Raw genomic sequence first — 24,250 nt, forward strand, 5'->3', positions numbered from 1 at the left:
TTATGGCGGTGAGCGTCTGCTCACCGCACACGTTTACCCCTGAACCGTGACCGCTGCTGCGCTGGCAACGGCACGCGCAATCGCCTGATCGGTGCTGTCACCGCTGGCGAGCGCCACGCCCAGCCGACGCTGGCCGCTGATTTCCGGCTTGCCGAACAGGCGCAGTTGCAGACCGGCACCCAGCGCCGCTTCGACATTCACAAACTGCACATTCTGGCTGGTCAGTTGCGGCAGAATAACGGCGGACGCTGACGGACCGTACTGGCGAATCGCGCCAATCGGCAGACCGAGAAACGCCCGCACATGCAGCGCAAACTCTGACAGATCCTGCGAAATCAGCGTCACCATGCCGGTGTCGTGTGGACGCGGCGAAACTTCGCTGAATATCACCTCATCACCGCAGACAAACAGCTCAACGCCAAACAAACCATAGCCACCCAGCGCCTGAACCACCTGCGCGGCAACATCCTGTGCCCGCTGCAGCGCCACATCACTCATCTGCTGCGGCTGCCAGGATTCACGGTAATCGCCATCCTCCTGACGGTGACCAATCGGCGCACAGAAATGAATGCCATCGACTGCGCTGATGGTCAGCAGGGTGATCTCGAAATCGAAGTCGACAACCCCTTCGACAATGACGCGTCCGGCACCCGCGCGGCCACCCTGTTGCGCATAGTCCCAGGCATTATCGAGCTGGCTGGCGTCGCGGATAAAGCTCTGACCTTTGCCGGATGAACTCATTACCGGCTTCACAATGCAGGGAAAGCCGATTTCGGTAGCCGCTTCATCAAAGCGCGCCTTGCTGTCGGCAAAGCGATAGCGGGAGGTCGGCAGAGAGAGCTCTTCAGCCGCCAGCCGCCGAATGCCTTCGCGGTTCATGGTCAGCCGCGCGGCACGGGCAGTCGGCACCACGCGCTGGCCTTGCTGCTCCAGCTCAACCAGCGTCTCCGTGGCGATAGCTTCGATTTCCGGTACGACAAAATCAGGCTTCTCTTCAGCAATCAGCGCAGCCAGTGCCGCGCCATCCAGCATGTTAATCACATGGCTGCGATGGGCGACGTGCATCGCCGGGGCATCGGCGTAACGATCAACCGCGATCACTTCCACACCCAGACGCTGACACTCCAGCGCCACCTCTTTACCCAGTTCACCTGAACCCAATAGCATCACACGCGTTGCTGCCGGACGCAGCGCTGTTCCGAGAGTCGTCATTTCTTCACCTAAGCAGTCAAAATTCGCGCGCAAGTATAAACGAAAACGTTTGCGTTCTCATCTTTCGTCCATCTGGCACGACCTTTTGCCTTACTTTTCCCGCTCTGACGTTTCCTGACATCCTTTTCGTCAGGATAGCGGACTGACATCTTAAAAGGAGTGGATGATGAATAACTGGTTGCAACAAATTCAGTCGGTACTGACGAAGAAGGGCGGTGAGGGCAAATCGGGCGGCGGCTTAAGCGACATGCTGGCGCCGGGTGCGCTGGGCGGCCTGGCCGGTATGCTGATTGCCAGTAAATCGTCGCGAAAACTGCTGACAAAATATGGCGGCAAGGCGCTGATTATCGGTGGCGGTGCGGCTGCGGGCGCGGTGTTATGGAACAAATACAAGCAGCGGGTCAGCGAAGCGCACCAGAATGAACCTGACTTTGGCGTGGCGCAGACGCCGGTTAACCTGCGGGCTGAACGTCTGGTGACGGCGCTGGTGTTTGCCGCCAAAAGCGACGGGCACATTGACGATCAGGAACGGGCAGCCATTGAGCAGAATATTCATCAGTCCGGCTACGGTCAGGAAGCGGAACAGCTGATCCAGAAAGCGATGAACCGCCCGCTGGATCCGCAGTGGCTGGCCGCCGATGTGAAAAACGAGGAGGAGGCGCTGGAGCTCTACTTCCTGAGCTGTGCCGCTATCGACGTTGATCACTTCATGGAGCGCAGCTATCTCTCCGCGCTGGGCGACGCGCTGAAAATCCCTCAGGATGTCCGCGACGGCATCCAGCAGGATCTTGAGGCTGAGAAAGCCCGTTTACCCGCCAGTTAATCCCTCTGATATTCCGCTGGCGGGTCACAGGATGTGATCCGCCAGCGGCTGCTTCTCAACCTATACCTGGCTTCCCGCTGCTGAAGTGTTACGCTTACAGATCATTACGTTCACGGAGACGGATGGATGAAAGCACCCATCGCAAAAAAAATACCCCATGAGATGACGCTGCACGGCGAGACGCGCGTTGACGACTACTACTGGCTGCGCGACGACAAGCGCGAAAACAGCGAGGTCCTTGATTACCTGCGTGCCGAAAACAACTACGGCAAAAAAATCATGTCGTCACAGCAGCCACTGCAGGACCGGGTATTAAAAGAGATTATCGATCGGCTGCCGCCTGAAGATCACTCAGTGCCCTATGTGAAAAATGGCTACCGTTATCAGAGCCGTTATCAGAGCGGTAACGAATACCCGGCCTATTACCGCCAGCCTGCCGCGAGCGATGAGTCTGGCGAGTGGAGCCTGCTGCTGGATGCCAACCAGCGCGCCTCGCACAGTGATTTCTACACCATGGGCGCGCTGCATATCAGTCCGGATAACCTTGTCATGGCGCTGGCTGAAGATTTCCTGTCTCGCCGGCAATATGGCATCCGCTTCCGTAACCTGGAGAGTGGCAGCTGGTACCCTGAAGTGCTGAGCAATGCCTCTTCCAGCTTCGCATGGGGTAACGACTCGCGCACCCTCTACTATGTGCGAAAACACCCGCAGACGCTGCTTTCTTATCAGGTGTGGCGACACGAACTGGGTACGCCGCAGTTCGACGACCAGCTGGTCTATGAAGAGCAGGATGACACTTATCATCTCAGCGTACATAAGACCACCTCCAAGCAGTTGATCATGATTGCCCTCTACAGCACCAACACCAGCGAAATTCAGCTGATTGATGCGAACTTCCCCGACGCGCAGCCCCATGTGTTTCTGCCGCGCCGCCACGATCATGAGTACAGCATCGACCACTACGATCATCAGTTCTTCATTCGATCCAACCGGGAAGGCGAAAACTTCGGGCTGTACCGCAGCCGCTATCTGGACGAGTCACGCTGGGAAACCCTGATCCCGGCACGTGAACAGGTAGTGATGGAAGATTTTCAGCTGTTTCGGGACTGGCTGGTGGTCGAGGAGCGCCAGCGCGGCTTGACCAGCCTGCGGCAGATCAACTGGGCCAGCGGTGAAACCAGCGGCATCGCCTTTGACGATCCGACCTATGTGACCTGGCTGGCCTACAATCCGACGCCGCGCACCAGCAAACTGCGTTACGGCTATTCGTCGATGACCACGCCGACCACGCTGTTTGAACTGGATATGGATACCGGCGAACGCCGCATCCTGAAGCAGAGCGCGGTGAAAGGCTTTAACGCGGAAGATTACAAAAGCGAACATCACTGGATCAAAGTCAGCGATGGCACCGAAGTGCCGGTATCGCTGGTCTATCACCGCAAACATTATCAGCCCGGTCAGAATCCGATGCTGGTGTATGGCTACGGTGCCTACGGCAGCAGTATGGATGCCGATTTCAGCGTCAGCCGCCTGAGCCTGCTGGATCGCGGATTTGTCTATGCGCTGATACAGGTGCGCGGCGGCGGTGAGCTGGGGCAGCAATGGTATGACGGCGGTCGCCTGCTGAACAAAATGAACAGCTTCACCGATTTTATCGATGTCACTAACGCGCTGGTGGCGCGTGGCATCGGACACCCGGAACGACTCTATGCCATGGGTGGCAGCGCGGGTGGCTTACTCATGGGCGGGGTGATTAACCTGGCACCGCAGCGGTTCCACGGCGTGGTTGCCCAGGTGCCGTTTGTGGATGTGGTGACCACGATGCTGGATGAGTCGATTCCGCTGACCACTGGCGAGTATGACGAGTGGGGCAACCCTAATGATCCTGAGTACTACCGTTATATCCGCCAGTACAGCCCTTATGACAACATCGAGGCGAAAGCCTATCCTCATCTGCTGGTCACCACCGGCCTGCATGATTCGCAGGTGCAGTACTGGGAACCAGCCAAGTGGGTGGCGAAGCTGAGATCGATGAAAACCGACAATAACCTGCTGCTGCTCTGCACCGACATGGATGCGGGTCACGGCGGCAAGTCGGGGCGCTACAAAGCCTATGAAGGGATCGCGATGGAATACACCTTCCTGCTGGGACTGGCGCAGGGCACCTTACCGCCAGCTCAGGATTACTGAGATTCGGTCAGGTACTTACGCAGCGCCTGCCGCAATGGCGGGCGCAGATCGCTGACGTTATCCAGCATCCACTTCAGATAGCCCGGATCCTTGCGCGCAACCACCGCGATCGCCTGGCCGCGGTATTTGCCAAACGGCAGAACGTCGTCGCGCTGGGCCGCCGGTTGTGACCGCACAATCATCTCGGAGGCACTCCAGCCGGAGGTCTCCATAATTCGAATCAGCAGTGCTGCCGTAACATAGCAGTCATAGAGCGCGCGGTGGGCATGCAGGTCGGCGGGCGGCGTGACATCCAGTTTCAGCGAATGACGCAGTGCCTGGTTGCCATATTTAATGCCCGGCCAGAGCTGACGCGCCAGCTGCATGGTGCAGATCCACTCTCCGTACATTTCCGGCAGCATCCGGCGATCAAAACTGGCGTTATGCGCCACGTAAAAAGCACTGCCGTGATAGCGTGGGATCGCCTCTTCAATGGTCGGCTTACCGGCGACCATCGCTTCGGTGATGCGATGCACGGCCATCGCCTGACGGCTGATAGGGCGGTCGGGCAGGGTGAGATCGCTCATCGGATTCACAATCTGGCCGTTGACCACATCCACGGACGCCACTTCGACTACGCCACCCTGCAGACCGCAGGTTTCGGTATCAATAACGCGAAATATCATTGCTTCATCTTCGGTTCATAAGGAAGGCGCGACAGGCTGAGCGACGCCTGGCGGTAGTGCATCAGACGCTGACGAAACCAGTCACGCAGCGCTTCGGGCTGCTCCTGCGCCACCATTTCGGCGACGATCGGCATGTTATAGCGCTCTTTAAACGCCACACCCGCTGCCGCCAAATCGACATTAATCTTGTCTTTCTCTTCCTGGGACAGCAGGGCAAGGTTATGGCTCATAATATTCTCCTGACGATAGCGGGCAAAAGTAATGTTTTCGGCGGTCTGAATCAAGGATAAAGGATCGCATCGCTGGCCTCGACAGTGCAAATACAGCAGCGTATCCTTTTGCCACGTTTATCGCCCTGGCGGCGGTTAAAAGGATGATCTTATGCATAAAAAACTGATTTCCCGCATGGTTATTGCGCTGGCGGCAGCCGGACTGATGACATTCAGTTCGCTGGCAGCGGCGCATGCGCATCTCCAGTCTTCAATCCCGGCGGCCAAAGCGCAGGTAACGACATCCACCGATGCGCTGACGCTGAACTTCAGTGAAGATATTGAAGCGGCATTCAGCGGCGTTACGCTGCTGGATAGTGAACAGAAGCCTGTCGCCACTGCTAAAGCCCGCGTTGAATCTGGCCAGAAAAACCGGTTGATTGTGGGCCTGTCTCAGCCGCTGCAAGCGGGCAGCTATCAGGTTAACTGGCATGTGCTGTCAGTGGATGGACATAAAACCGCAGGAAGCTATCGCTTTAGCGTGAAGTAACTCCGGTGACCACCCTCTGGATCCTGTTACGCGCGCTGCATTTTGCCGCCGTGATGCTGCTGACCGGCAGCGCCTGTTACAGTGCGCTGCTGGCACCCAAACGCTATCGACCCCTGCTGGCGCGACGATTAAACCCGCTGGTGAAAGGGAGCGCCTGGCTGGCGCTGCTGAGTGCACTGGCGATGCTGGCCTGCCAGAATGTGTTGATGAGCGGCGACAGCGCCAATCTGGCCGATGTCGATATCTGGCTGGCGGTGATTGGCACGCACTTCGGTGGCGTGTGGCTGTGGGAAATCCTGTTTAGCCTGCTGGCCGTTGCCGGGTTGCTACTGACCGGGCGGCTGCGTCAGCAGGTGTTACTGCTGGCGGGCGTTCTGCAACTGGCCTGCATGGCTCTGATTGGTCATGCCGCGATGCGCGATGGCTGGCCGGGATTGTTTCAGCAGCTCAATCATGCACTACATCTGATTGCCGCGGCGTTCTGGACGGGCGGATTACTGCCTCTGTTGCTGTTGATGCGGGAGGCGCGCCAGATCGATCGGCGTACCGACGCTATCCGTACCATGATGCGCTTTTCGCGCTATGGTCATCTGGCGGTGGCGTTAACGCTGCTGAGTGGCCTGATAAACAGCGTGATGATCGCGGGCTGGCCGCTGACGTGGCACGATTCACGCTACATTGTATTGTTGCTGTGTAAAGTGTTGCTGGTTGCCCTGATGGTGCTGGTGGCGCTGATTAACCGATACTGGCTGGTGCCGCGATTCCGCCTGGCGGGCAGCGGGACGCAGCAAAAATTTATTCGCATGACGCAGCTTGAACTGCTGCTGGCGTGTGGAGTGGTTGGGCTGGTCAGCGTATTTGCCACGCTGTCGCCAGCCTGAATGTGGTTTAAGAGAGAAAAGGGTAGTTATGTTGCTGAAGAAAGTGATCCCTGCAATCCTGTTGTTATCCGTATGCGGCCAGGCGCTGGCGGCACAAATCATTACCGTCAGCCGCTTTGAGATCGGTAAAGAGAAGTGGCCGTTTAACCGTGAAGAGGTGATGCTGACCTGTGAGAAAGATGGTGCGATGTTTGCCATCAACCCGAGCACGCTGATGACATACCCCCTGAACGATATCGCCGACACACTGTTCAAAAATAAACAGGTGAAAGCGCAGCCGATCAGCGTGATTCAGGTTGAAGATAAAGCGCATCCGGGCCAGATGATGAGTCTGCAGCCGATTGTTGAGCGCACCCAGGCGCTGTGCGGTAAATAAACCTGTCGGGTGCAGCATCGCGCTGCGCCCAACCCCTCTTTTTTGCCGTTGCGATCACAAACTGATCCGGTTTATGGTCCTGCGCCTCTCGTTTGCTGGCAATTCCACCGTGCTGTTCTAATGTTAAATGGCAAGGCGACATCGCCTTCATAAATGCCAACTTTTAGCGCACGGCTCCTTGAGAGCCATTTCCCTGGACCGAATATAGGAATCGTATTCGGTCTTTTTTTGGTTGGTCATTAAAAACAGTAACTTATAGAAAAAACAATCAGTTAAACCCCTTACTGTTACCTTCTGTGCTACTCTGCTGGACTCTGTGCCGCCACTTTGTCGCCACTCTCTAACCGCCAATGTTCGGCATTAAACAGTGGCGTAACGTGCTTGTAATCATCTATTTTGAACTATAGTGGCGGCTATTTATTCTTGTAAGCGGTGCCTCTAACAACTTCACTTGTTGTCCAATACGAAGGCGCACTATTAGGATCGAGAACTACATATTGCGCGCCAGCTGTAGCAGCTTTATCTAATACTTCATTTAATGCATTTTGATAACCGGTATGCCTTGCTACCCCGGTCAGGGTAGAAGTGCCCGTTAAGTTAGCGACAAATTGATATTGTTTTGCATCTTCTGCGGAGATTATTTGCACGCGAGATGCTCTTTCCGACATGTTGGTAGCACAACCAGCCAGCATAGTAATGACTACCAAAACTGAACCTAACCTTCCAAGTTTCATTTAATCCCTTTTTTATCCTGAATAAACGTATGACCGATTATTCGCTCAGCAAATCAAATTTGCAATTGGGTTCAGCTTGATAGCGTCTTCGAAATGATCTGGCGCAAAGTGCGCATAACGCATTGTTACTCTGATATCTGAGTGTCCTAAGATGCGCTGCAGCACGATGATATTTCCCCCGGCCATCATAAAGTGACTGGCAAAGCTATGGCGCAGTACATGGCTCATCTGGCCTTCTGGTAATTCAATGCCGGCCAGGCGAATGACCCGATAAAACTGGCGATAGCACTCTGCAAAAAAACGGCCTTCTTTGTCTTTTAATTCGTTATAAAGGGCATTGCCGATGGGTACCGAACGGTTCTTTTTGCCTTTGGTATTGATGAAGGTAATTTTGTTTGGAGACAATTGTGAGGCTTTAAGATTCGCGGCTTCACTCCACCGGCACCCGGTTGAAAGGCAGATTTTGATAATCAGCGTCAGATCAGGGTTATCGTGAAATTTGCAGGCGGCAAACAGCTTTTGTATCTGGGCTTCAGTCAGCCATGCCATTTCTTTCTCTGGCTGATCAAATTCGCGTATATTTTTAAGTGGGTTGGGGTAGCTAATTTCGCCAAGCCGTTCCAGCTCATTAAAAAGAGCGCGAAGGAATGCATGCTCACAGTTAATGGTACCCGGTGAGACCTTTAACGATTTATCACTGGTTTTGTATCCATTCTGTATGAGGCCCTGTAAACGTCGCTCCCGATAATGTGCCCAATCCTTCGAAGTGATAGAGGCAGCAACGGGGTTTCCCATGCCATTACAGATAATGTTGAGTTTGCCGAGTCGGCCTTTTCTGTCACTTAGCGAGCAACCGTGCAGTTTGTACCATAGCTCGATAAGTTCGCTAAGCTTGCGGTTATCCTCTTTCTCAGCCAGCCAGGGTTTAGCCTTCATTTCGTCCTGAGTGTATTGCTCAAAGGCAATGGCTTCAGCTCGGGTCCTGAACTGTCGTCTCACTCGTTTACCATCCCTTCCATTGAGATAGCACTCGCAGAGCCACTTACCTGTATTCAATTTCCTTATTGCCATGCAGCCCCCTTGATAAAAGGGGGTTAAATTACTGTATATAAAACCAGTATTCAATGTTTGATTGTAGTTTTTCAAACATGAAAAAGCCCGCTGAGCGGGCTAAATTAGTGCAAAAGTGAAGGTTGCTGTTGGCTGGTGTAGAGTGGAACCTTATTGATTTGCCCAGGTGAGACAATCATTCCAGTAACGGTCTCATGCGTTTTGAATGTGCAGCTGCAATTAATATTCTGGCATTGGTGATAACGTTCTTTTGTTTCTTTTGAAACATAGCGGCTGCTTTTTGCGTGGGCTGCTGTCTGGCATAAAGGGCAGTGCATCATGATTAATATCCTCAAAAAAGGGCAGGGGAGAGCCACTTAGTTTGAATTTGCAAATTGTGTTTTGCAAATTACACCCTGATTAAGCAGTTTCCGTTTCACCCTCTGTTTCTGACTGATATTCAATATCTGAAAGCAGCACTTCAAACTCAAGCGTGGTTGTATACCCGCTACCGCTCAGGCTATGCGTCACCTTACTGATAATCCACGGCTGCGCATCGATCACGGATTTAAAGCCGCTCACACTGACCGGTGTCTCCGGGTACAGGTCGGCACGCCCCATCGCGAGCGTAAGCGAGAATTCAGCGACGCCGCGCTGCAGCTTATCCCACTTTGCTTTAGCCGCCCGCATCGCGGCCGCTTTCGTCGCATACACAGTCGTCAGCGTGAATATGTTGTCTTCCGTGCCAGCCAGATAATCACCTTCACGGGCCTCCGGCGTTTTGGTCGTGGTCGTCTTTTTCTTTTTAGCCGCCGGGTGCTCCAGCGCGCGCAGATGCTTTACCTTTGGCTTGCGCTTCACCTTCACCTTTTTCGGCTTCGGGTCTTTGGTATGCAGCCAGTTCGCAGAGACGCCGGTGTATGCGCCACGGTCGGCAATGCTGAAGCTGTGCCGGTCGCCATCCTGCCGCGTGATAGTCATCTGCGGAATCGGCTTGCCGCTGGCAGTGACGCCGTTACCGGGCTTAATAAACAGAAGCCGCCCGGCCTTTACTGCCGCAACCGCGCCGTAAAGTGTAGCGAGTCGCGTCAGGAATTTAGCGTCAGTCTCCTGGGTCTGGTCGATATGAGCCACGGCAATTCCGGCGAAGCCAACGGCCAGCATGGGCTTTAAGTTATTGCGCGCGGCTATCTGCGTCACGACTTCCCCCAGGGTTGTGTCGTGATAGGACACCTCCCGGCGGGAATTGAGCGAGCCACGGAAATCAGCGCTGCGGGCACGAATGGTCATGGTGTCCGGCGCGCCGTGGTGCTCTACCTCATCCACCGTGAAATTACCTTTCCCGAAAAGCGTCTGGCCTTTCCAGCCGAGAAACAGCGTTATCACTGCGCCGCGCACCGGCATAGCCAGCTGCCCGTCGGCGTCGTCCAGCTCAATATCCAGCTGGTCAGCCTCAAAGCCGCGATTATCGGTCAGCGTCATCGAGATAAGGCGATCCCGGATATTGGTTGTGACGTCTTTGGAGTTAACCTTGAGCATGAAATCCGGCGTCAGCTGCGCCCCGGCCTGCACCGGCAGGCTGCTTATCCCGATCATCCGGGCAGCCCCCCTGCAGTTGAAATCTGGCTACCAGCCGCCGACTTCACGCCGTCAATTGCTGACGTGAGCTGCCCTGGCAGATTGCTTGAGCCGCTGATAAGCCCGTCAGCCTGTTTCTTCAGATCGCCAAACATAGAGGTAAGCGACTCATCCACGCGCTTAAGGCTCAGGGTAAACATGATTTTGCTGGCCGTTCCGTTGGGGTAGAACTCGCTGAAGGTGTTAGAAATACTCTCGATCACGTACATGCCGTAAATCATGCCACTGCCGCCAATCAGCGGCCATGCCATCCCCTCGTCGGCCATCAGGCGGACGGTCATCAGCGACACCGAGCCGCCTGTGATTTCCGGGCGCAGCTCCCCGGATAGCGTGATTTTTTCATCGCCCGGCCCGATAAACTGCGCCGACGGACGCTGCCCGAAGCGGCTGTTAGTGGGCCAGCGGTAGTCGATATTCTGCTGCATATCCCCGTAAGGCAGGGTCTGTCGCATAAATGGCATCATGCCGTAAATCATCATCATCGGTTAATCCTCCCAACCCATTTTGCTGCGGTTCTGCGCCTGACGATTGCGCTGCTCTTTTGCCTGGTGCTGCGCCATTAGCGCCATTGCGTCGTCTTTGGTCATGCCCTCGTGCATGTTGATTTCATACTGATAGGTATTCTGGCTGCGGTCGGTGAATCCGCCCCCGGCTGAAGGGGCTGAAACCGGGCGGTAAGGTGCGCCACCGTAGGCGATATTGTATTGCAGCCCGCCGGTATCGGCGCCCGCGCCGCCGGTCGCCACCGGATCAGGCGACGGCACCTTGTCTTTCAGGCCATCGGATTTCGTGTCGATGATGCCGAGCTTTTCCAGCACCCAATCAATGCCGCCCATCAGCTGATCGAGTGCGTGCCCCGGAATTTTCAGCGCCTCGGCCAGCATGTTGCCGAACTTCTTACCCATGTCTCCGGCGGCGGCAAGTTCGGTCTGCGTGGATTTCACCGGCTCCAGCAGTTTGCCGAACCAGTCCCACAGCTCTTTGACCTTGCCACCTACCCACTCAAAAGCCGGCTTCAGAGAACCGAAGGAATCACTGATCGGCCCCATCGCTGCGGTAAAGCCTTCGGCCATTCCCGCAATAAGCGCGCTGATAGGCTCCCAATATTTCCGCACCAGTAGCGCCCCGGCCACGATTGCCGCTGCGACGGCCACAACCGGAAGCGTGATAGCGCCGAGCGCGGCCGTGATAGCTCCGCCCGCGATGCTGAATGCCGTACCGAGGAAGCCCGCCCCGGCAATCAGGGTATTGACGCCCGCAATCACCGGCCAGGCTACCAGCCCGATAGCACCCAGTGCGCCAACAAAAATAAGTCCTGCCATTGCCGCTTTAGCAAGGCCCGCTGACAGAACCGGGTTTGCCTGTACCCATTTATCTATATTGAGCAGAAATTTCGTTGTGTCCTGGGTAAGTGTGCGCAGGCTGCTGTCCATCTGGTCATAAATATCTGTGCCCAGCACCTGCGCGGTGCGGGTGTAGTTCTCAAACTGAAACAGCGGGTCATCGCTGCAGGTACGGTTGCCCCAGAAGCGGAAACCGTCTTTACGGATTAGCGTGGTGACGTCGGCCTCGTTTAACAGGTCGGCGTCGGTGCCGGTCTGCTGCAGATCCCAGAACACCGACGCAGAAATACCTGTCACGCCGTTGACGCCGACGTTAGACAGGGTTTTATGCCAGCCCGTATCGTTGTCGATTCTGGCGCGCAGGCCCAGCGCACGGGCAGTGGCATAGGCGGTATCGCATTTACTGGTCGCGGTGTTCCATGCAACGAAATCAGGCCAGATAACCATGATTTCGCGCTGGCTGAAGTTCTGGCGGTACAGGCGGGCTTCGGAAATGGTTTTACATTCCCACGCTGAAACGTAGGCAAAGGCGCGCAGCTGCTCCGCAATGCTGGCAAGTGCGGCTGCCACTGGCAGTGAATCCAGTCCCGGCACGCCGAGGATGCGCGGCTTCACATCGAGCTGGGTCTGCGCGGCGAGCAGCGCTTTCATGCCGGTATATTGGCCGTTTTCATCCGTGCCGCCGATGATATTGGACGTGGTTTCGGCTTCGTCGGCTCCTTCAGCGACGCGCACGACGACGGTAACGGGTTTTGACTGGTCAGCAATGGCCTGCAGCGCAGCCGCAAGCGTGCCTTTTTTACCGGCCTTGCCGACAGCGGCCTGCACGTTGGTGATAAGTACCGGCGTATTGAGCGGGAAGGTTGCCGCATCCGCATCCTGCGCGGTGCAGACCATGCCGACGATTGCGGTTGATACGGTTGTAATGGTGCGCGTGCCGTCGTTAACTTCGACGACGCGAACACCATGATGATAATCAGACATCTGATGCACTCCGTTTTGAGGGTGTGCTCAGATTGCCCGCTGGGGCATGGGGATGCATGTGATTGGTGTTTGCTGAAGGCTAAGAGAACAACTTGTTAAAGCTAGTAAAAAACCGATTAGTAAATTACCATTTGGTTACGGTTCGTTAACAATCTCAAAACCTTGACTCAAATTTATTTGGAGGATAAGTGAAAAACTGGGTTCTATTCGCTTTATTTTTGACAGGATGTACACCGAGCACTACTTTTCATCGACTTGATCAAATAGTGACCACTACCTCCCCCCCTTCTTCATGTAAAGTTATTACGCGCCCTCTAGAGAGGATAGTTAACAACACAGATAAAAATATTAACACAAACCTAAAATGCTCTATTAATCACGATAATATATATAATATAGAAAAAAGTGACACTTTGAATTTATTTTTCAATGAAAACTCTTACTTAGGATTTACCACTTCTTTAGCCCTTGATCCTATATATTTAGCAATTCTAAATCAAAACTTAGATAAAATTAAAACAGATAACCCAAAAGAAAGTGAAACACTACAAAAAAAACTAAAGGAAATAATTATCGCAAGTGTGCCTTTTTTACTATTTTTGTGGGGATTAATATCCTTTAGGTTGTCTGAGTCAAGAGCCAAAGTTGGGTTGTTAACGCCTTTGCTGGAAAAAGCATCGGACGCGATAAAATCTGCGAATGAAAATTTTAAATCTAATGGAATAGTTACCTTGGATGATATAAATAAATTCACTATACCTATGATTGGAATAAAAAATTTATTAGAGGACCATTCCCTAACTGATTATTTATTGGAGCAAAACGATGATGCATTCAGATATATAAAGGGGCTAATGCCATCAAATGTTGTTATGGAAATGAGAAACAAGGAACTTTTTGATAAATTCCGGGCAAGCATGTTTTTAACCGCTAGCAATCTTCAGCAAGCAAACAGCGCAATAAATTTAATTAATTCAGACTATAAAATAATAAGTGAAAATATTTTTACAAAGAATCGCCCTTACTTCTTAATAAAAAAAATTGGAGCTTACGCTTTATATATATTTACTCTTCTGGGTGGGTTTATCGTGTATTTGTCATTAGTGGCTTTCTTTTAAAAAAGAATTCAGAAAAGGGCGACATACCGCCCTTTTTCCTAAACGGGCTTTTGAGGCCATTCGATATTTAGGGTATTGGTTTTAACAGCCTGCACGGCCTGCACGTACTTCATCCATTCAGTAAGCGAAACCCTATCCGCATCGCTTATCATTTCAAGCCTGAGTTGCGTTTGCCATGCCTGCGTCACACTATTAGCATCTGCAATCCGTAATGCCTTTTCCGCTTCGGCCTCACTCACCACTGCAGCCTGCTGCGCGTCAATGTCGGTCACCCATTTTTCACCGTCCCACTTATCAAACGCGGTTGCCGGAACTTGGGTTGTGGTATCTGCGGGATAGTCACCCAGCGTCGTGATCACTACCGGCATGCCACCGGAAACCGGGTAGACCGTTTCGCCGCGATGATCCGGCACGCTCTGCCAGCTGCCGCCCTGATACACGGCCACAATGCCCACGAGCAATTCAGGCGGAGCGGTAAGGCAGGCATATGCAGGCAGTCCAACTCCCTTCGCCAAAAACTCATCACTGGACCCGGTAAACTCTCCGCTTACCGCGTCGAAGTTATAAATAGTCAGTGTGCCGGCCGATTTTGCCAGGCCATTTTTATCAAGCGTTACCTTAGCCATCATGCGGCCCTCACAATGTAATTCAGTGCTACGTTTCGGGGGCGCAGAGTGATCCACACTGCGCCATCAGTCTGCGCTGCATTTAACTGCGTCCCCTGGATGATGTTATCTGACAGGACAGGATCCATTACGCTGTTATTGGGCGTTTTTGCATCGGCTGGCTGTAGCTTGCTGATGGTGTCAGCCTGATTAAACGCCGTGCCGATTGTTGCGCCCGTGCTGGTTGAATCTATACCGGGGTAATCCACAGCAGCGGTACGAAATCCGGTTGCCGCCTGTGCGCTACCAATTGCACGTCCGCTATCAACGCCTCGCCCGTCATCCCAGCCACGAATAAACTCGCCACGCAAATCATTCAGCTTCAGTCCCGGATAAGCCAGCGCCAGCTTCGGGTATAGCGTGCCGCTAAAACTCGCCCCGTTACTTTTCAGAAAGACCATGCCAGCCATTGAGGGAAAGAGTTCATTAGGCATTTTTGCGTGAGGCCAGGGGAAAGGTGAACCGATAACGGGCGCGCCTTCGCCTAAACCGAGGTTTTTGAGAAGGTCTGCAATCAGCCCGGCGTCTTTGATTTCAGCCAGGGCATTTGCGATCTGCAGGTATTGGCCGTGCGGGTTGTCAGCATCAGTATGCTTTTTCATTACGCTGTCAGCGTATGCCTTCACTTCGATCACGGCGTCATCAACATACTTGCGCGTTGCCAGCACGACTGATGGATCAATTTTCAGCGTGACGGCCGTTGTGCTGTTCACGATTAAAATCATGCGCACGGTCTGCGTCCGCCCGCTGCCTTCAGCCAGCTGCGGCTTATAGGTTTCCGGGCAGTTAGCAACGGCAATCAGCACGCCGTCGGCATCATACAGGCCGATTTCGCGGATCCAGAAACCGCCCTCGCTTTCCGGGATAATCTGCTCGGCGATAATCTGGCTGCTGTTTGCCGCGTCAATGGTCAGGGAATTAAGCTGCGCGCGACGCTTCTCGCCGATGAGCTTTGTCTGTGCCGCGTCGGGTGTAGGCAGCGAGCCGCCTCCATCACCGACACCCATAGAGGCGATGTTCACTTTCGAGCCGAGTGCAGCGGCGTTCGCCAGCTTAGCCGCGCCCTGATTGGTCAGCAGGGCAAAATATTTTGTCGTCATGCGCTCACTTCCGTCAGGTCAATAAGATGCACCGCCGCGCCGGAATAGACCGGCCCGCCGACGCTGATAAGTTCAGGGGTATAAGGGTAAACAGTCAGCTCGTCGCCGCTGTAGCTGGCAACGGCGACCGGCAGAGTGCCGTTAGCATCGAGATTAATAGACAGGCCGATAAGGTGACGGCTGCAGGGCTTGGCGTCAGCTATCAGGCGCTCCAGCTCGTTATACATTTCCTCGGTAATGCCGGTATCAAGTACGCCCACGTCCAGCCGGAACGTGCCTGGCGCTTCACCGGTTTTCCACCACTCGATTATTTTGATGAGATAGCCCAGCGGCTCAACGACGCGCCGGATTGCCCCGATAGTGCCCTTGTGCCGGTGCACGTACTGCGAGGCGGCAACAACGGCGCGCTTTGTCGATTCAGGCCAGGCTGAATCCCAGCGGTCAACTGACCACGCCCATGCCAGATAGGGCAAAAGCTCCACCGGGCATGTGTACGGATTCCACAACTGGCGCAGCGGAACGATCATCGCGCCGGGGCTTGCCAGCGCCTCAGCGGCGGCAACCTCAAGCGCTGACGAGCCCGTCGGCAGCAGACGATCACTCATCCGAGCCTCCCACGGTCAGCGTGTAACCTGTGCAGTAAGCGGCCTGTGTTTTGTCGAGCACCACGTCAGCAGAAGGCTTGATAAGGTTGACGCGCTGCACGCCCTCAACGTGCATGGCGGCATACAGCGCAGACAGGCGAATGTCGCGGCCGAGATGCTTCTGCGCACTGACAAAGGCGGCGAGCTTTGCCTCAGAGGCGGCGCGGACTGGCTCCGCCTCCGGCCCCGGATAGAGGTACAACTCGGCCACGATTTCATATTCAACAATCTTCGCTGACTGCACGCTTACCCGGTCGGCAACCGGGCGCACGTCCTCGTCATTAAGTGCAGCTGTAACCACGGCCAGCAGATCATCACCGGCCACGCCATTGCCTTCACGCGCGAGCACTGTCACGGTAACCACTGCAGGCGACGGGCTGATGGCTGATGCATCGGCTACGCGGCCGTCTGCGCTTCTGGCGTGGTACTCATATGCGCCGGTCGGCCCGGCCACGCTCAGCCCCTCAAAGGCCGAGGCAATGCGCAGCCGGAAATCGTCGTTACTTTCCATCACGGCGGCGGTCGGCGGCATGGCTGTATTGTCGGCCGGGGTAATGGTCAGGCGGGTTACGCCATTGTTAGCGCCGAGCTGGTCAAGGTCGTCGTCAAGTGCATACGCCACCATAACAGCCTTTGCCGCCTCGTTGATACGCTGGCGCAGGATCAGCTCGCGATAAGCGTTTTCCTGCAGCAGCTTGACGATGGGTTCTGATTCAAGCGTCAGCGTGCGGGCGACGGCCTCCTGCTGGTTAGTGGGGTAGAGGGAAGTCAGCGTCGCCTTTCGCTCGGCCAGCAGAGTTTCATAGTCCAGCGACTCCACCACGTCAGGCGCGGGCAGCTGGCTCAGGTCGATAGTTGCCATAGTCTCAGCTCACAGGAACGGTTAAGGAAAAAGGCTGCGCGTTGTCGGTGCGGTTGCCGGACAGCTCAACCACCATTGCGCCGCTAATATCCGACTCAAAGCTGATGGCGGTCAGCTTTACGCGCGGCTCCCACTTCAGGATCGCCAGATAGCAGGCCGACATAATCTGCAGGCGCAGCGCCTCGTTTTGCGGCTGGTCAATCAGGGCGGATAAAAGCGAACCATACTGGCGGCGCATCACCCTGGAGCCGATCGGGGTCAGAAAAATGTCGCTAATCGACTGCCGGATATGATCGAGGTCGGTCAGCGCGTCGCCGGTTTCCCGGTTCATGCCAATATATTTTGCGGTTGTCATACCGGCGCTCCCGTTTTTCCGCCGCTGTCGCCTGGATGGATATGCGAATGCAGCACCTTGCCGTTTGAGGAAAGGTTGCCGCCGGTATGCGTCACATCACCTTTCATCGTGCCGCCCTTAGTGACCTCCAACTGCGCAGTTTTGAGCAGTGTTGTGCATTCCACTTCGGGCGAGTCGAACAGGATTTTTACCGCGGCCTTGATGGTTGCGGTCTGTATGCCGGTTGCGTTCAGCGCGCCGGTTTCCGGCTCGTACTCGATCACCGCGCCGTCAGGAAATGACCAGTGCAGTGCATCGGCCGAGGCAGACGGAGCCGGGTTGTCATCCGAGAAAATGCCCGGCAGCACAAAGCCAGTATCAAGTTCGCCGCCGAGGCACAGAATAAGAACCTGCTCACCGACTGACGGCGCATTCCAGGAGCGGGTTTTACCCGCGCGGGCGCTCAGCCAGTGCAGCCAGCCGGTTGTTTTTTTTCCCGTGTCCACGCGGCACTTTCCGTCACTGAGGTTTACCTCTGACACGGTGCCGATGCGGATCAGGTTGCGCAGCAGGCGTAGGATTTCGGAGATTTGTTCGTTCATGTCAAACATCATGCAATGACCCTTCAGTCACCGCCATTGATCTAGGTTTGACTATCTCTGAGCAAACAGTAAAGTTATGCATAGTATCTTGATACGGAAATTAAATAATGAGATCAATTATCAAAGACTTTGAAAATAATTACAGTCGCTATACATCATATTCAGTAATGCTGGAATCATTGATTAATAGCTTGCTTTTAAATAATGGGATTAAAGCGCATTCAATCAACTCAAGAGTCAAAGACAAGGAGAGCATTGAGAAAAAAATAGAAAGAAAAGGAACATACCTTAAGATTGATGATATAACTGATGTAGTGGGCGTAAGAATAATAACTCATTACTCAGATGAAGTTGATTTAATTGCAAAGATAATTGAATCCGAGTTTTTCGTGGATATCGAAAACTCAATTGACAAAAGAAAGTCATTGGCACCAGATAGATTCGGTTATTTATCACTACATTATATCGTTTCATTATCGGATGTGAGAAGCAATCTCGCAGAAAACACCCACTATAAAAACTTTAAAGCCGAAATACAAATTAGATCTATTTTGCAGCATACCTGGGCTGAAATAGAACATGACACCGGCTATAAAACTTCAATTGAAGTTCCTCATCATATCCGCAGGCAATTTTCTCGCCTTGCTGGCTTACTCGAAATCGCTGATGAACAGTTTATTAATATAAAAAAATCACTCATTGAATATAAAGATCAAGTATCAAAACAAGTCCTAGATGATAATGCTGAGTTATCAATCTATCTTGATAGCATCAGTTACGAAGAGTATCTTTACAGTAGTGAAATAGTCAAAGTCATCAGTGATGAAATTTTACTCCAAACTGGTCATACCTTTTATGAAATTGATGATGAATTTTACGTCAAAAAATCTGATTATGTTCGAGCTGCATTAAAACAGCTGTCTTACTTTGAAATCGACACGGTAAGCAAACTTGATGAAGCATTGAAAAAAAACAAAGATTTTATTATTAATAGGATTTGTGGAATTATAGCAGAGTTCACATCAAACAGATTTAATGGGCCAGTCCATTTAATGGGAGTTTATCTCTCTCAAGCCTTATCAGCTAAAAATGGTAGCAAAGAGGAAGTAACAAAATTCCTTGCAGATAATATCAACAAGAAAGATGAAAATATTATGAGTTTGTTAACCGATCAAATAATGACGGCACATTGTGCTGCCAATAACTCCGATTAAAAAAATCGAAAAGAAGGCTCATGATAATTACTAAATCGCGAGCCTTCAAGGATATTATCAAGAGTAGAGTTAATCACGCCTAAAATTAGAAAGATCACACCTAATATTAAGGCAATGCTTCTTATTTTTAGTGCATTCTTTTATGCTTTCAATCCTGTTATTAAGAATTATAAATTATTTTAGTCGGGAAATAATTAGCTCCTCAATTATCTGTGGGTCATCGTCGCTGAAGCCCAGCAGCGGGCGCTCGTCATAAGCCACTTCTTTTCCGCGCCGCGCCGGGCGGTCGCGCAGCCCGTAATGATGCACGCGGGCCATGCGCTGCACGTTGCCCGCAAACTCAATTACGGCCTCATTCGGGCTGGCCTGTGTCTTCATATACTTAGCGGTGCGCAGCTTTGCAAACATCTCGCGCTTTATCCGGCCCTTTTTGCTGCGCACCGGCTGCGCTTTGCGGGGCTTAAACGGCGTGCCGTCAGGTGCCTGCTGGCACTTAATATTCTGCTGCTGACTCGCGCGCAGCTTGCGGCCAATACTGCGCGCCATTTCTTTACGCGCCGGGGCTGACAGGCTGCTGATAAACGCCTCCAGACGGTCATTTACCAGCTGCAGCCCGTTCATGTCTGCAACTCGCTGACCAGCTCGCCTTTAACGTAAAGCTGCACCGGCCGCGCGTCATTCTCCGGCAGCGGTTTCTCACCGACGTGGGTCACGTGCAGCCCGTCATCGGCCTGCTTCACGATCACGCGCTCGCTCAGCTGCAGCTCAATGCTGATATCGCTGGCGGTGTCGCTGATCACGTCCGCCTGAAATGTAAAGCCCGTCCGGCGCTTATCCTCGCTTGCCATAATGTCGGGTTCATTCGTCCGAAGCCATGCCAGCAGCGGCACGATCAGCAGGTCGATGTTACCGACGTAATCGGTAATGACCATGTTAAGCCGGTACTGGTATTCAAAAGACAGCGAGCTGGCAAGCGTCGAGACGATGCGCCCGCTGTCGATAAACACGTTCAGCGCGTCAGGGTTTCGCTGCAGCTCAGGCACGCTGTCGGTCAGCGCCTGGCGCAGCAGTTGTGGTTTCAGCATCGTGTTGTTCCTGGCAGTCTTTGATGATTTCGACCTGCAGCCCGCACGCAGCGAGCGCAGCCTCTAACAGGCGATTATCCGCCGCCAGATCGCCCGCCGTTTTAAGGCTGTTTCCCGGCAGCGGGCAGCTTGTCACGCGCGGACATCCAATCCAGATAATCTCTGGCGCTGGCGAAGGCCGGGCGGGTGTGCAGCCGGACAGCCATGCTGACGTCGCCTGGGCAATCATGCACGCACTGCTAAACGAACCGCTTACCGCAGCCAGCGGCGGCGCTAATCCCTCAATTCTGGAATTTTACTGATGAGCAAACGCAGAGGCCGCAAGGCTCAGACCACCACCGCGCAGCCTATACAGGCAACCGCACCGCAGCAGCACGCCGAGGCGTTTACCTTTGGCGACCCGACGCCGGTCATGGATAAGCGCGACATTCTGGATTACGCCGAGTGCATCGGTAACGGGCGCTGGTTTGAGCCGCCGGTCAGCTTTAGCGGGCTGGCTAAGAGCCTGCGCTCGGCTGTGCATCACAGCTCGCCGATTTACGTGAAGCGCAACATTCTGGCCTCAACGTTTATTCCTCATCCGATGATGAGTCAGCAGGAGTTCAGCAAGTTTGCACTGGATTATCTGGTCTTCGGCAACGCCTTTGCCGAGCTGCGCCGCAACGGCCTTGGCAGGCCACTGCGCCTTGAAACCACCCCGGCCAAATTCACACGCAGAGGCGTTGAAGATGGCGTTTACTGGTTTGTGAATGACTGGAAAGAGCCGCACGAATTTTCGGCCGGCAGCGTGTTTCACCTGCTGGAGCCGGACATTAATCAGGAGCTTTATGGCCTGCCGGAATACCTCAGCGCGCTTAACTCCGCCTGGCTGAATGAGGCGGCAACGCTTTTCCGCCGCAAGTATTATCAGAACGGCGCGCACGCCGGTTACATCCTGTATATGACCGACGCGGCGCAGAGCAGCAGCGACGTTGACCGGATGCGCCAGGCGATGCGCGACACGAAAGGGATCGGCAACTTCCGCAACCTGTTTATGTACGCGCCTAACGGTAAGCCGGACGGCATTAAGATCCTGCCGCTCAGTGAAGTGGCGACGAAAGACGATTTCTTTAACATAAAGAAAGCCAGCCGCGACGACCTGCTAAGCGCACACCGCGTGCCGCCGCAGATGATGGGGATTATCCCGGATAACTCCGGCGGGTTTGGGGATGCAGTGAAAGCGTCGCAAGTATTCGTACGCAACGAATTAATTCCACTGCAGGAAAGAATGAAAGAACTTAATAGTTGGCTTGGCGATGAGGTGATTGCCTTTAATGATTATGTTTTAGTGGGTTAAAAATTGCGGCTCGCTTTGAGCCGCAAAATTCTATCTGCTTTTTATTTGCAAGTACTGTCTTATATATGTGTCAAGGAGCTTATTTATTTCATTATTGATGGCATCATGTTTTTGCGGGCTCCTTGCTTTAGATAGATGCTTTTCAATAAACTTGTAGGAAAGTTTTATTATTAATTTCTTTTGAGTGTGATAGATTTCTTGAGCCCAAGCCAGTTCCTTATGCTTATCAAGTTCATTTTTATGATCCCTGGTAATGATAAAAGCAATTTTTCCATACTCATTACTAAGGTAACTGTTAACTTGGCGGTAGTCAGTTTGGCGAAGTTCAGCATAGTTCTTTATTTCAAAGATAACCATTCTTGATTGATAATCTTCAATGATTCTTTTCCATACTGAACGTTCGCCAGAATTAGTTGCTATAATATCTCTTTGTTGTATGCCGTTCTTATTGCTATGTAATTCGATATTATGCAGGTCGCCGGCGAAAAGTATCCTTAATGTTTTGAGACACCATGATTCAAAGTCGTGAGCACCTGCCAAACCAGAATCGATTGCATTTAATTCGCTAAGCAGAGCTCCTATCTTTTGTTTTCGCTGCTCGGTTGATGTTGAGCTAACTTCAATATCATATTCATCATGAATGTCTTCAGCTTCACTTAGCTTAATTTCGCTTCGAGAAAGGCCGAGTGCTAACCAGTAACAAGGATGAATGAGTATACGACTTTCATGCTTGAAATCTCGATCAGGGTCCTTTCCATCATGACAAAAAACGAATGATGAAGTTTGATCATTATATAAGCCTATGAAACCGACACTGTATAATCTTTGGATGACTTGTTTAGGACCATCGAAAAGCAAAATATCTTGAAGTTTATCTCTGGGCAAATCGTCATTGTCCAAAACTTCTTTTAAGACAGCAGAAGCACTTCCCAATGACATTTCAGGATCGTGGCCATTGAACTTCCTTGTGAATTCTTCAAGTGCTGGAAAAATTGTATCATATTCTTTGTGCAAGTCGTTTAGGCGGTTTATTGAGATTGACTTAGCAGTAGAGTCTATATCATCCAGTATGATAGTATCCCGATCATTTGAGCCCGCGCGCAAAAAAGCATCATTTAGGAGCACTAGAATATCTCGTGGTCGATATAATGTTAACTTCAATGCGGTTCTAAATCCCTCCATACCTTTTAACTCTCTTGCAGCAAACTGATTCCATGTTTTTAGGTTATTTTCTTTTTGAACATTAAAGGCAACTCTAAGTCGATTACAAACCACATTAAAAAGATTGTATTCATCCCAGTGGAGTCTTAATGTTTGCCCCTCTATATTTCGGGTAAAATCAGGATCCATTTTTGATATGGAACGATAAATGTTGTCTCTTATAAATGCATATGAAATTATTCTTTCTTTGGTTCTAGCTTTTAGGTCAATAACTGTTTGCGCAAAGCCATCAACTATTGCAACACCTAGATCATCAGGACTATAACCTTCATCTAAGCGATCAGCGAGAATAATCATTTGATAATCTGATTTATCAAGAGACTCTAAAATAACCTCTTCAAGTAGATCAAATTCAAAAATGTCAGATAGATCTGCAATCAAGGATGCGGGACTTTTGTCTTTATCTATAACTGTGTTGAGTTTTTTTCTAATTTTTGTGGCAATCGCTTGTCTGCGCGGACCCCAGCTTTGAATATGAGATTGTATTGATAATACATCTAGGTCGTTTTTCAATTTATAATGATTGGCTATTTCAGTAATTACTTCCATGTAAAGAGCGTAACGCCAAGAAAGCTTTATACCGGCCTTAATTTGAGAGTAATTAGTTCCAAATATGGAAAAAACGTCTCTTAATCCAATTATTTGCTCTTCTTCGGGAGCAATAGTAATCACTACTGTTTTAGGTTTTGTTTTCCACTTTTTTGAAAGCATATGAACTAAGGCGCTTTTTCCTGTTCCACGTCTTCCTACAACAATGCAGCGATCACTCGATTCTAATATGGATTTATAATCAGCGGTTTCCCAAAAAGCTTTTTCGAGCATGTTGGTATCCGACTCTGCTCTTATATCACCTAAAGAATTTCCTTTCATTTCATGAGCGATCCTAATTTTTTTGATGACTTAACGTACAACAGGGTGCTAGGCATGTAAAGTCAAGCTGTAAGACTCTTACTTTAGAATGTGTTTGTGACATACCGCGCGCAATGCTATCCCCGCCACGCCTGCCCGCTTTATGCATCGCTTTTCATGCATGTGCATGTCCCCCCTTAAACTCGTCAGCACTGGCCTCACACATGCTTAGCGATCCAATTTGGATCATGCGGATTCATGCAAGCATATGCACTTTGATGCAGAAGCAAAAAGCCACCTGAAAGGTGGCTAGTGAAGGGTAGGGAAGGAGGTCTTAATCATTCTGCCTGGCAGTATATTGCGGCTTCGAAAACAGATGTATCGATTGTGCCAGCCATATCGCTGATCATCGACAGTGCCATTTTTAATTCATCTTCTTTGCAGTGTGCGATCAATGATACGTCGGCAATGAACTGAATGCGTGCAACCGTTTCACTTAGATTATCTATGTTCATCAAATGATTAACTCCTTCTAGTCAAAATATACTGTATGTATAAACAGTAT

General features: G+C 51.9%; 27 protein-coding genes and 1 pseudogene. 8 read left to right on the forward strand and 20 right to left on the reverse strand.

The window, feature by feature from the left end; genetic code table 11:
• Window positions 1–33 precede the first annotated feature (33 nt).
• Window positions 34–1,212 (reverse strand): formate-dependent phosphoribosylglycinamide formyltransferase, encoded by a 1,179-nt coding sequence (purT, locus tag ACVKSX_RS01950; RefSeq protein ID WP_033779003.1) that lies wholly within the window; start codon window positions 1,210–1,212, stop codon window positions 34–36.
• A gap of 166 nt (window positions 1,213–1,378) precedes the next feature.
• Between purT and ACVKSX_RS01955 the strand changes: the two genes are divergently transcribed.
• Complete coding sequence (locus ACVKSX_RS01955; RefSeq protein WP_010258682.1) at window positions 1,379–2,035, forward strand: tellurite resistance TerB family protein; 657 nt, start codon at window positions 1,379–1,381, stop codon at window positions 2,033–2,035.
• A gap of 126 nt (window positions 2,036–2,161) precedes the next feature.
• A complete protein-coding gene (locus ACVKSX_RS01960) occupies window positions 2,162–4,225 on the forward strand; it encodes a prolyl oligopeptidase family serine peptidase (RefSeq protein ID WP_354438272.1) in 2,064 nt (687 codons plus the stop codon).
• Here the strand turns inward: ACVKSX_RS01960 and exoX are convergent.
• Complete coding sequence (exoX, locus tag ACVKSX_RS01965) at window positions 4,219–4,890, reverse strand: exodeoxyribonuclease X (protein ID WP_022625523.1); 672 nt, start codon at window positions 4,888–4,890, stop codon at window positions 4,219–4,221. The two genes, ACVKSX_RS01960 and exoX, sit on opposite strands and share 7 nt — an antisense overlap.
• A complete protein-coding gene (locus ACVKSX_RS01970; RefSeq protein ID WP_010258692.1) occupies window positions 4,887–5,120 on the reverse strand; it encodes a DNA polymerase III subunit theta in 234 nt (77 codons plus the stop codon). Before ACVKSX_RS01970 ends, exoX begins: the two co-directional genes overlap by 4 nt.
• A gap of 151 nt (window positions 5,121–5,271) precedes the next feature.
• Here ACVKSX_RS01970 and copC point away from each other — a divergent pair, with 151 nt between their 5' ends.
• The 3 genes from copC to ACVKSX_RS01985 are packed head-to-tail and all read left to right on the forward strand — an operon-like array spanning window position 5,272 to window position 6,906.
• Window positions 5,272–5,649 (forward strand): copper homeostasis periplasmic binding protein CopC, encoded by a 378-nt coding sequence (gene copC / locus ACVKSX_RS01975; RefSeq protein ID WP_033769230.1) that lies wholly within the window; start codon window positions 5,272–5,274, stop codon window positions 5,647–5,649.
• A 5-nt stretch (window positions 5,650–5,654) separates the two neighbouring features.
• Entirely contained in the window at window positions 5,655–6,530 is an 876-nt protein-coding gene (gene copD, locus ACVKSX_RS01980) for a copper homeostasis membrane protein CopD (protein WP_187484294.1), read from the forward strand.
• Between the two features lie 28 nt (window positions 6,531–6,558).
• Window positions 6,559–6,906 carry a YebY family protein gene (locus tag ACVKSX_RS01985; RefSeq protein WP_010258700.1) on the forward strand — a complete coding sequence of 116 codons (348 nt, stop codon included), beginning with the start codon at window positions 6,559–6,561 and terminating at the stop codon, window positions 6,904–6,906.
• Window positions 6,907–7,319: 413 nt separating this feature from the next.
• On the opposite strand, the gene ACVKSX_RS01990 is transcribed toward ACVKSX_RS01985, so the two are convergent.
• The 6 genes and pseudogenes from ACVKSX_RS01990 to ACVKSX_RS02015 all read right to left on the reverse strand — a co-directional run.
• A complete protein-coding gene (locus tag ACVKSX_RS01990; protein WP_132499918.1) occupies window positions 7,320–7,640 on the reverse strand; it encodes a hypothetical protein in 321 nt (106 codons plus the stop codon).
• Window positions 7,641–7,685: 45 nt separating this feature from the next.
• Entirely contained in the window at window positions 7,686–8,711 is a 1,026-nt protein-coding gene (locus tag ACVKSX_RS01995) for a phage integrase (RefSeq protein WP_132499919.1), read from the reverse strand.
• 104 nt (window positions 8,712–8,815) lie between these two features.
• Complete coding sequence (locus ACVKSX_RS02000; protein WP_069026604.1) at window positions 8,816–9,031, reverse strand: ogr/Delta-like zinc finger family protein; 216 nt, start codon at window positions 9,029–9,031, stop codon at window positions 8,816–8,818.
• A 79-nt stretch (window positions 9,032–9,110) separates the two neighbouring features.
• On the reverse strand, window positions 9,111–10,286 hold the full coding sequence (locus ACVKSX_RS02005; protein WP_354438274.1) for a phage late control D family protein: 1,176 nt from the start codon (window positions 10,284–10,286) through the stop codon (window positions 9,111–9,113).
• Entirely contained in the window at window positions 10,283–10,810 is a 528-nt protein-coding gene (locus tag ACVKSX_RS02010; RefSeq protein WP_132499921.1) for a phage tail protein, read from the reverse strand. Before ACVKSX_RS02010 ends, ACVKSX_RS02005 begins: the two co-directional genes overlap by 4 nt.
• A 972-nt stretch (window positions 10,811–11,782) precedes the next feature.
• Window positions 11,783–12,655: pseudogene (locus ACVKSX_RS02015) on the reverse strand (phage tail sheath subtilisin-like domain-containing protein); the annotation flags it as partial.
• 266 nt (window positions 12,656–12,921) lie between these two features.
• Here ACVKSX_RS02015 and ACVKSX_RS02020 point away from each other — a divergent pair.
• Window positions 12,922–13,773, forward strand: a complete 852-nt coding sequence (locus tag ACVKSX_RS02020) for a hypothetical protein (protein ID WP_132499923.1) — start codon at window positions 12,922–12,924, stop codon at window positions 13,771–13,773.
• 38 nt (window positions 13,774–13,811) lie between these two features.
• Here ACVKSX_RS02020 and ACVKSX_RS02025 read toward each other — a convergent pair whose 3' ends face one another.
• From ACVKSX_RS02025 to ACVKSX_RS02050, 6 genes are read right to left on the reverse strand one after another with little or no spacing between them, the layout of a single operon-like run.
• On the reverse strand, window positions 13,812–14,402 hold the full coding sequence (locus ACVKSX_RS02025; protein WP_307379615.1) for a tail fiber assembly protein: 591 nt from the start codon (window positions 14,400–14,402) through the stop codon (window positions 13,812–13,814).
• Complete coding sequence (locus ACVKSX_RS02030; protein WP_354438275.1) at window positions 14,399–15,538, reverse strand: phage tail protein; 1,140 nt, start codon at window positions 15,536–15,538, stop codon at window positions 14,399–14,401. Before ACVKSX_RS02030 ends, ACVKSX_RS02025 begins: the two co-directional genes overlap by 4 nt.
• On the reverse strand, window positions 15,535–16,143 hold the full coding sequence (locus tag ACVKSX_RS02035) for a phage tail protein I (RefSeq protein WP_354438276.1): 609 nt from the start codon (window positions 16,141–16,143) through the stop codon (window positions 15,535–15,537). Before ACVKSX_RS02035 ends, ACVKSX_RS02030 begins: the two co-directional genes overlap by 4 nt.
• Window positions 16,136–17,044, reverse strand: a complete 909-nt coding sequence (locus ACVKSX_RS02040; RefSeq protein ID WP_354438277.1) for a baseplate assembly protein — start codon at window positions 17,042–17,044, stop codon at window positions 16,136–16,138. The genes ACVKSX_RS02035 and ACVKSX_RS02040 overlap by 8 nt, the downstream gene beginning before the upstream one ends.
• Window positions 17,045–17,048: 4 nt before the next feature.
• Window positions 17,049–17,399 (reverse strand): GPW/gp25 family protein, encoded by a 351-nt coding sequence (locus ACVKSX_RS02045; protein ID WP_354438278.1) that lies wholly within the window; start codon window positions 17,397–17,399, stop codon window positions 17,049–17,051.
• Window positions 17,396–17,980: a phage baseplate assembly protein V gene (locus ACVKSX_RS02050; protein ID WP_132499956.1), complete on the reverse strand. Its 585-nt coding sequence runs from the start codon at window positions 17,978–17,980 to the stop codon at window positions 17,396–17,398. Before ACVKSX_RS02050 ends, ACVKSX_RS02045 begins: the two co-directional genes overlap by 4 nt.
• 107 nt (window positions 17,981–18,087) lie before the next feature.
• Here ACVKSX_RS02050 and ACVKSX_RS02055 point away from each other — a divergent pair, with 107 nt between their 5' ends.
• Window positions 18,088–19,194: a GTP pyrophosphokinase gene (locus ACVKSX_RS02055; protein WP_132499929.1), complete on the forward strand. Its 1,107-nt coding sequence runs from the start codon at window positions 18,088–18,090 to the stop codon at window positions 19,192–19,194.
• A 174-nt stretch (window positions 19,195–19,368) separates the two neighbouring features.
• Here the strand turns inward: ACVKSX_RS02055 and ACVKSX_RS02060 are convergent, their stop codons facing one another.
• From ACVKSX_RS02060 to lysC, 3 genes are read right to left on the reverse strand one after another with little or no spacing between them, the layout of a single operon-like run.
• Window positions 19,369–19,815, reverse strand: coding sequence for a phage virion morphogenesis protein (locus ACVKSX_RS02060; RefSeq protein ID WP_132499930.1), 447 nt, complete (start codon window positions 19,813–19,815; stop codon window positions 19,369–19,371).
• Window positions 19,812–20,279, reverse strand: a complete 468-nt coding sequence (locus ACVKSX_RS02065) for a phage tail protein (RefSeq protein ID WP_132499931.1) — start codon at window positions 20,277–20,279, stop codon at window positions 19,812–19,814. Before ACVKSX_RS02065 ends, ACVKSX_RS02060 begins: the two co-directional genes overlap by 4 nt.
• Window positions 20,230–20,508 carry an Rz1-like lysis system protein LysC gene (gene lysC, locus ACVKSX_RS02070; protein ID WP_132499932.1) on the reverse strand — a complete coding sequence of 93 codons (279 nt, stop codon included), beginning with the start codon at window positions 20,506–20,508 and terminating at the stop codon, window positions 20,230–20,232. The genes ACVKSX_RS02065 and lysC overlap by 50 nt, the downstream gene beginning before the upstream one ends.
• 72 nt (window positions 20,509–20,580) lie before the next feature.
• Here lysC and ACVKSX_RS02075 point away from each other — a divergent pair, with 72 nt between their 5' ends.
• Window positions 20,581–21,615: a phage portal protein gene (locus ACVKSX_RS02075; protein ID WP_132499933.1), complete on the forward strand. Its 1,035-nt coding sequence runs from the start codon at window positions 20,581–20,583 to the stop codon at window positions 21,613–21,615.
• A gap of 30 nt (window positions 21,616–21,645) precedes the next feature.
• On the opposite strand, the gene ACVKSX_RS02080 is transcribed toward ACVKSX_RS02075, so the two are convergent.
• Window positions 21,646–23,706: a P-loop ATPase, Sll1717 family gene (locus ACVKSX_RS02080; RefSeq protein WP_132499934.1), complete on the reverse strand. Its 2,061-nt coding sequence runs from the start codon at window positions 23,704–23,706 to the stop codon at window positions 21,646–21,648.
• Between the two features lie 317 nt (window positions 23,707–24,023).
• Complete coding sequence (locus tag ACVKSX_RS02085; protein WP_164501704.1) at window positions 24,024–24,200, reverse strand: hypothetical protein; 177 nt, start codon at window positions 24,198–24,200, stop codon at window positions 24,024–24,026.
• Window positions 24,201–24,250 lie beyond the last annotated feature (50 nt).

This window comes from Pantoea sp. PvP021 (assembly GCF_054056055.1).

What these genes read in the sequence shown, in the direction of transcription:
- purT (WP_033779003.1), bottom strand. Translation starts at nt 1,212, where the DNA reads ATGACGACTCTCGGAACAGCGCTGCGTCCGGCAGCAACGCGTGTGATG.
- ACVKSX_RS01955 (WP_010258682.1), top strand. Translation starts at nt 1,379, where the DNA reads ATGAATAACTGGTTGCAACAAATTCAGTCGGTACTGACGAAGAAGGGC.
- ACVKSX_RS01960 (WP_354438272.1), top strand. Translation starts at nt 2,162, where the DNA reads ATGAAAGCACCCATCGCAAAAAAAATACCCCATGAGATGACGCTGCAC.
- exoX (WP_022625523.1), bottom strand. Translation starts at nt 4,890, where the DNA reads ATGATATTTCGCGTTATTGATACCGAAACCTGCGGTCTGCAGGGTGGC.
- ACVKSX_RS01970 (WP_010258692.1), bottom strand. Translation starts at nt 5,120, where the DNA reads ATGAGCCATAACCTTGCCCTGCTGTCCCAGGAAGAGAAAGACAAGATT.
- copC (WP_033769230.1), top strand. Translation starts at nt 5,272, where the DNA reads ATGCATAAAAAACTGATTTCCCGCATGGTTATTGCGCTGGCGGCAGCC.
- ACVKSX_RS01985 (WP_010258700.1), top strand. Translation starts at nt 6,559, where the DNA reads ATGTTGCTGAAGAAAGTGATCCCTGCAATCCTGTTGTTATCCGTATGC.
- ACVKSX_RS01990 (WP_132499918.1), bottom strand. Translation starts at nt 7,640, where the DNA reads ATGAAACTTGGAAGGTTAGGTTCAGTTTTGGTAGTCATTACTATGCTG.
- ACVKSX_RS01995 (WP_132499919.1), bottom strand. Translation starts at nt 8,711, where the DNA reads ATGGCAATAAGGAAATTGAATACAGGTAAGTGGCTCTGCGAGTGCTAT.
- ACVKSX_RS02000 (WP_069026604.1), bottom strand. Translation starts at nt 9,031, where the DNA reads ATGATGCACTGCCCTTTATGCCAGACAGCAGCCCACGCAAAAAGCAGC.
- ACVKSX_RS02005 (WP_354438274.1), bottom strand. Translation starts at nt 10,286, where the DNA reads ATGATCGGGATAAGCAGCCTGCCGGTGCAGGCCGGGGCGCAGCTGACG.
- ACVKSX_RS02010 (WP_132499921.1), bottom strand. Translation starts at nt 10,810, where the DNA reads ATGATGATGATTTACGGCATGATGCCATTTATGCGACAGACCCTGCCT.
- ACVKSX_RS02025 (WP_307379615.1), bottom strand. Translation starts at nt 14,402, where the DNA reads ATGATGGCTAAGGTAACGCTTGATAAAAATGGCCTGGCAAAATCGGCC.
- ACVKSX_RS02030 (WP_354438275.1), bottom strand. Translation starts at nt 15,538, where the DNA reads ATGACGACAAAATATTTTGCCCTGCTGACCAATCAGGGCGCGGCTAAG.
- ACVKSX_RS02035 (WP_354438276.1), bottom strand. Translation starts at nt 16,143, where the DNA reads ATGAGTGATCGTCTGCTGCCGACGGGCTCGTCAGCGCTTGAGGTTGCC.
- ACVKSX_RS02040 (WP_354438277.1), bottom strand. Translation starts at nt 17,044, where the DNA reads ATGGCAACTATCGACCTGAGCCAGCTGCCCGCGCCTGACGTGGTGGAG.
- ACVKSX_RS02045 (WP_354438278.1), bottom strand. Translation starts at nt 17,399, where the DNA reads ATGACAACCGCAAAATATATTGGCATGAACCGGGAAACCGGCGACGCG.
- ACVKSX_RS02050 (WP_132499956.1), bottom strand. Translation starts at nt 17,980, where the DNA reads ATGAACGAACAAATCTCCGAAATCCTACGCCTGCTGCGCAACCTGATC.
- ACVKSX_RS02055 (WP_132499929.1), top strand. Translation starts at nt 18,088, where the DNA reads ATGAGATCAATTATCAAAGACTTTGAAAATAATTACAGTCGCTATACA.
- ACVKSX_RS02060 (WP_132499930.1), bottom strand. Translation starts at nt 19,815, where the DNA reads ATGAACGGGCTGCAGCTGGTAAATGACCGTCTGGAGGCGTTTATCAGC.
- ACVKSX_RS02065 (WP_132499931.1), bottom strand. Translation starts at nt 20,279, where the DNA reads ATGCTGAAACCACAACTGCTGCGCCAGGCGCTGACCGACAGCGTGCCT.
- lysC (WP_132499932.1), bottom strand. Translation starts at nt 20,508, where the DNA reads ATGATTGCCCAGGCGACGTCAGCATGGCTGTCCGGCTGCACACCCGCC.
- ACVKSX_RS02075 (WP_132499933.1), top strand. Translation starts at nt 20,581, where the DNA reads ATGAGCAAACGCAGAGGCCGCAAGGCTCAGACCACCACCGCGCAGCCT.
- ACVKSX_RS02080 (WP_132499934.1), bottom strand. Translation starts at nt 23,706, where the DNA reads ATGAAAGGAAATTCTTTAGGTGATATAAGAGCAGAGTCGGATACCAAC.
- ACVKSX_RS02085 (WP_164501704.1), bottom strand. Translation starts at nt 24,200, where the DNA reads ATGAACATAGATAATCTAAGTGAAACGGTTGCACGCATTCAGTTCATT.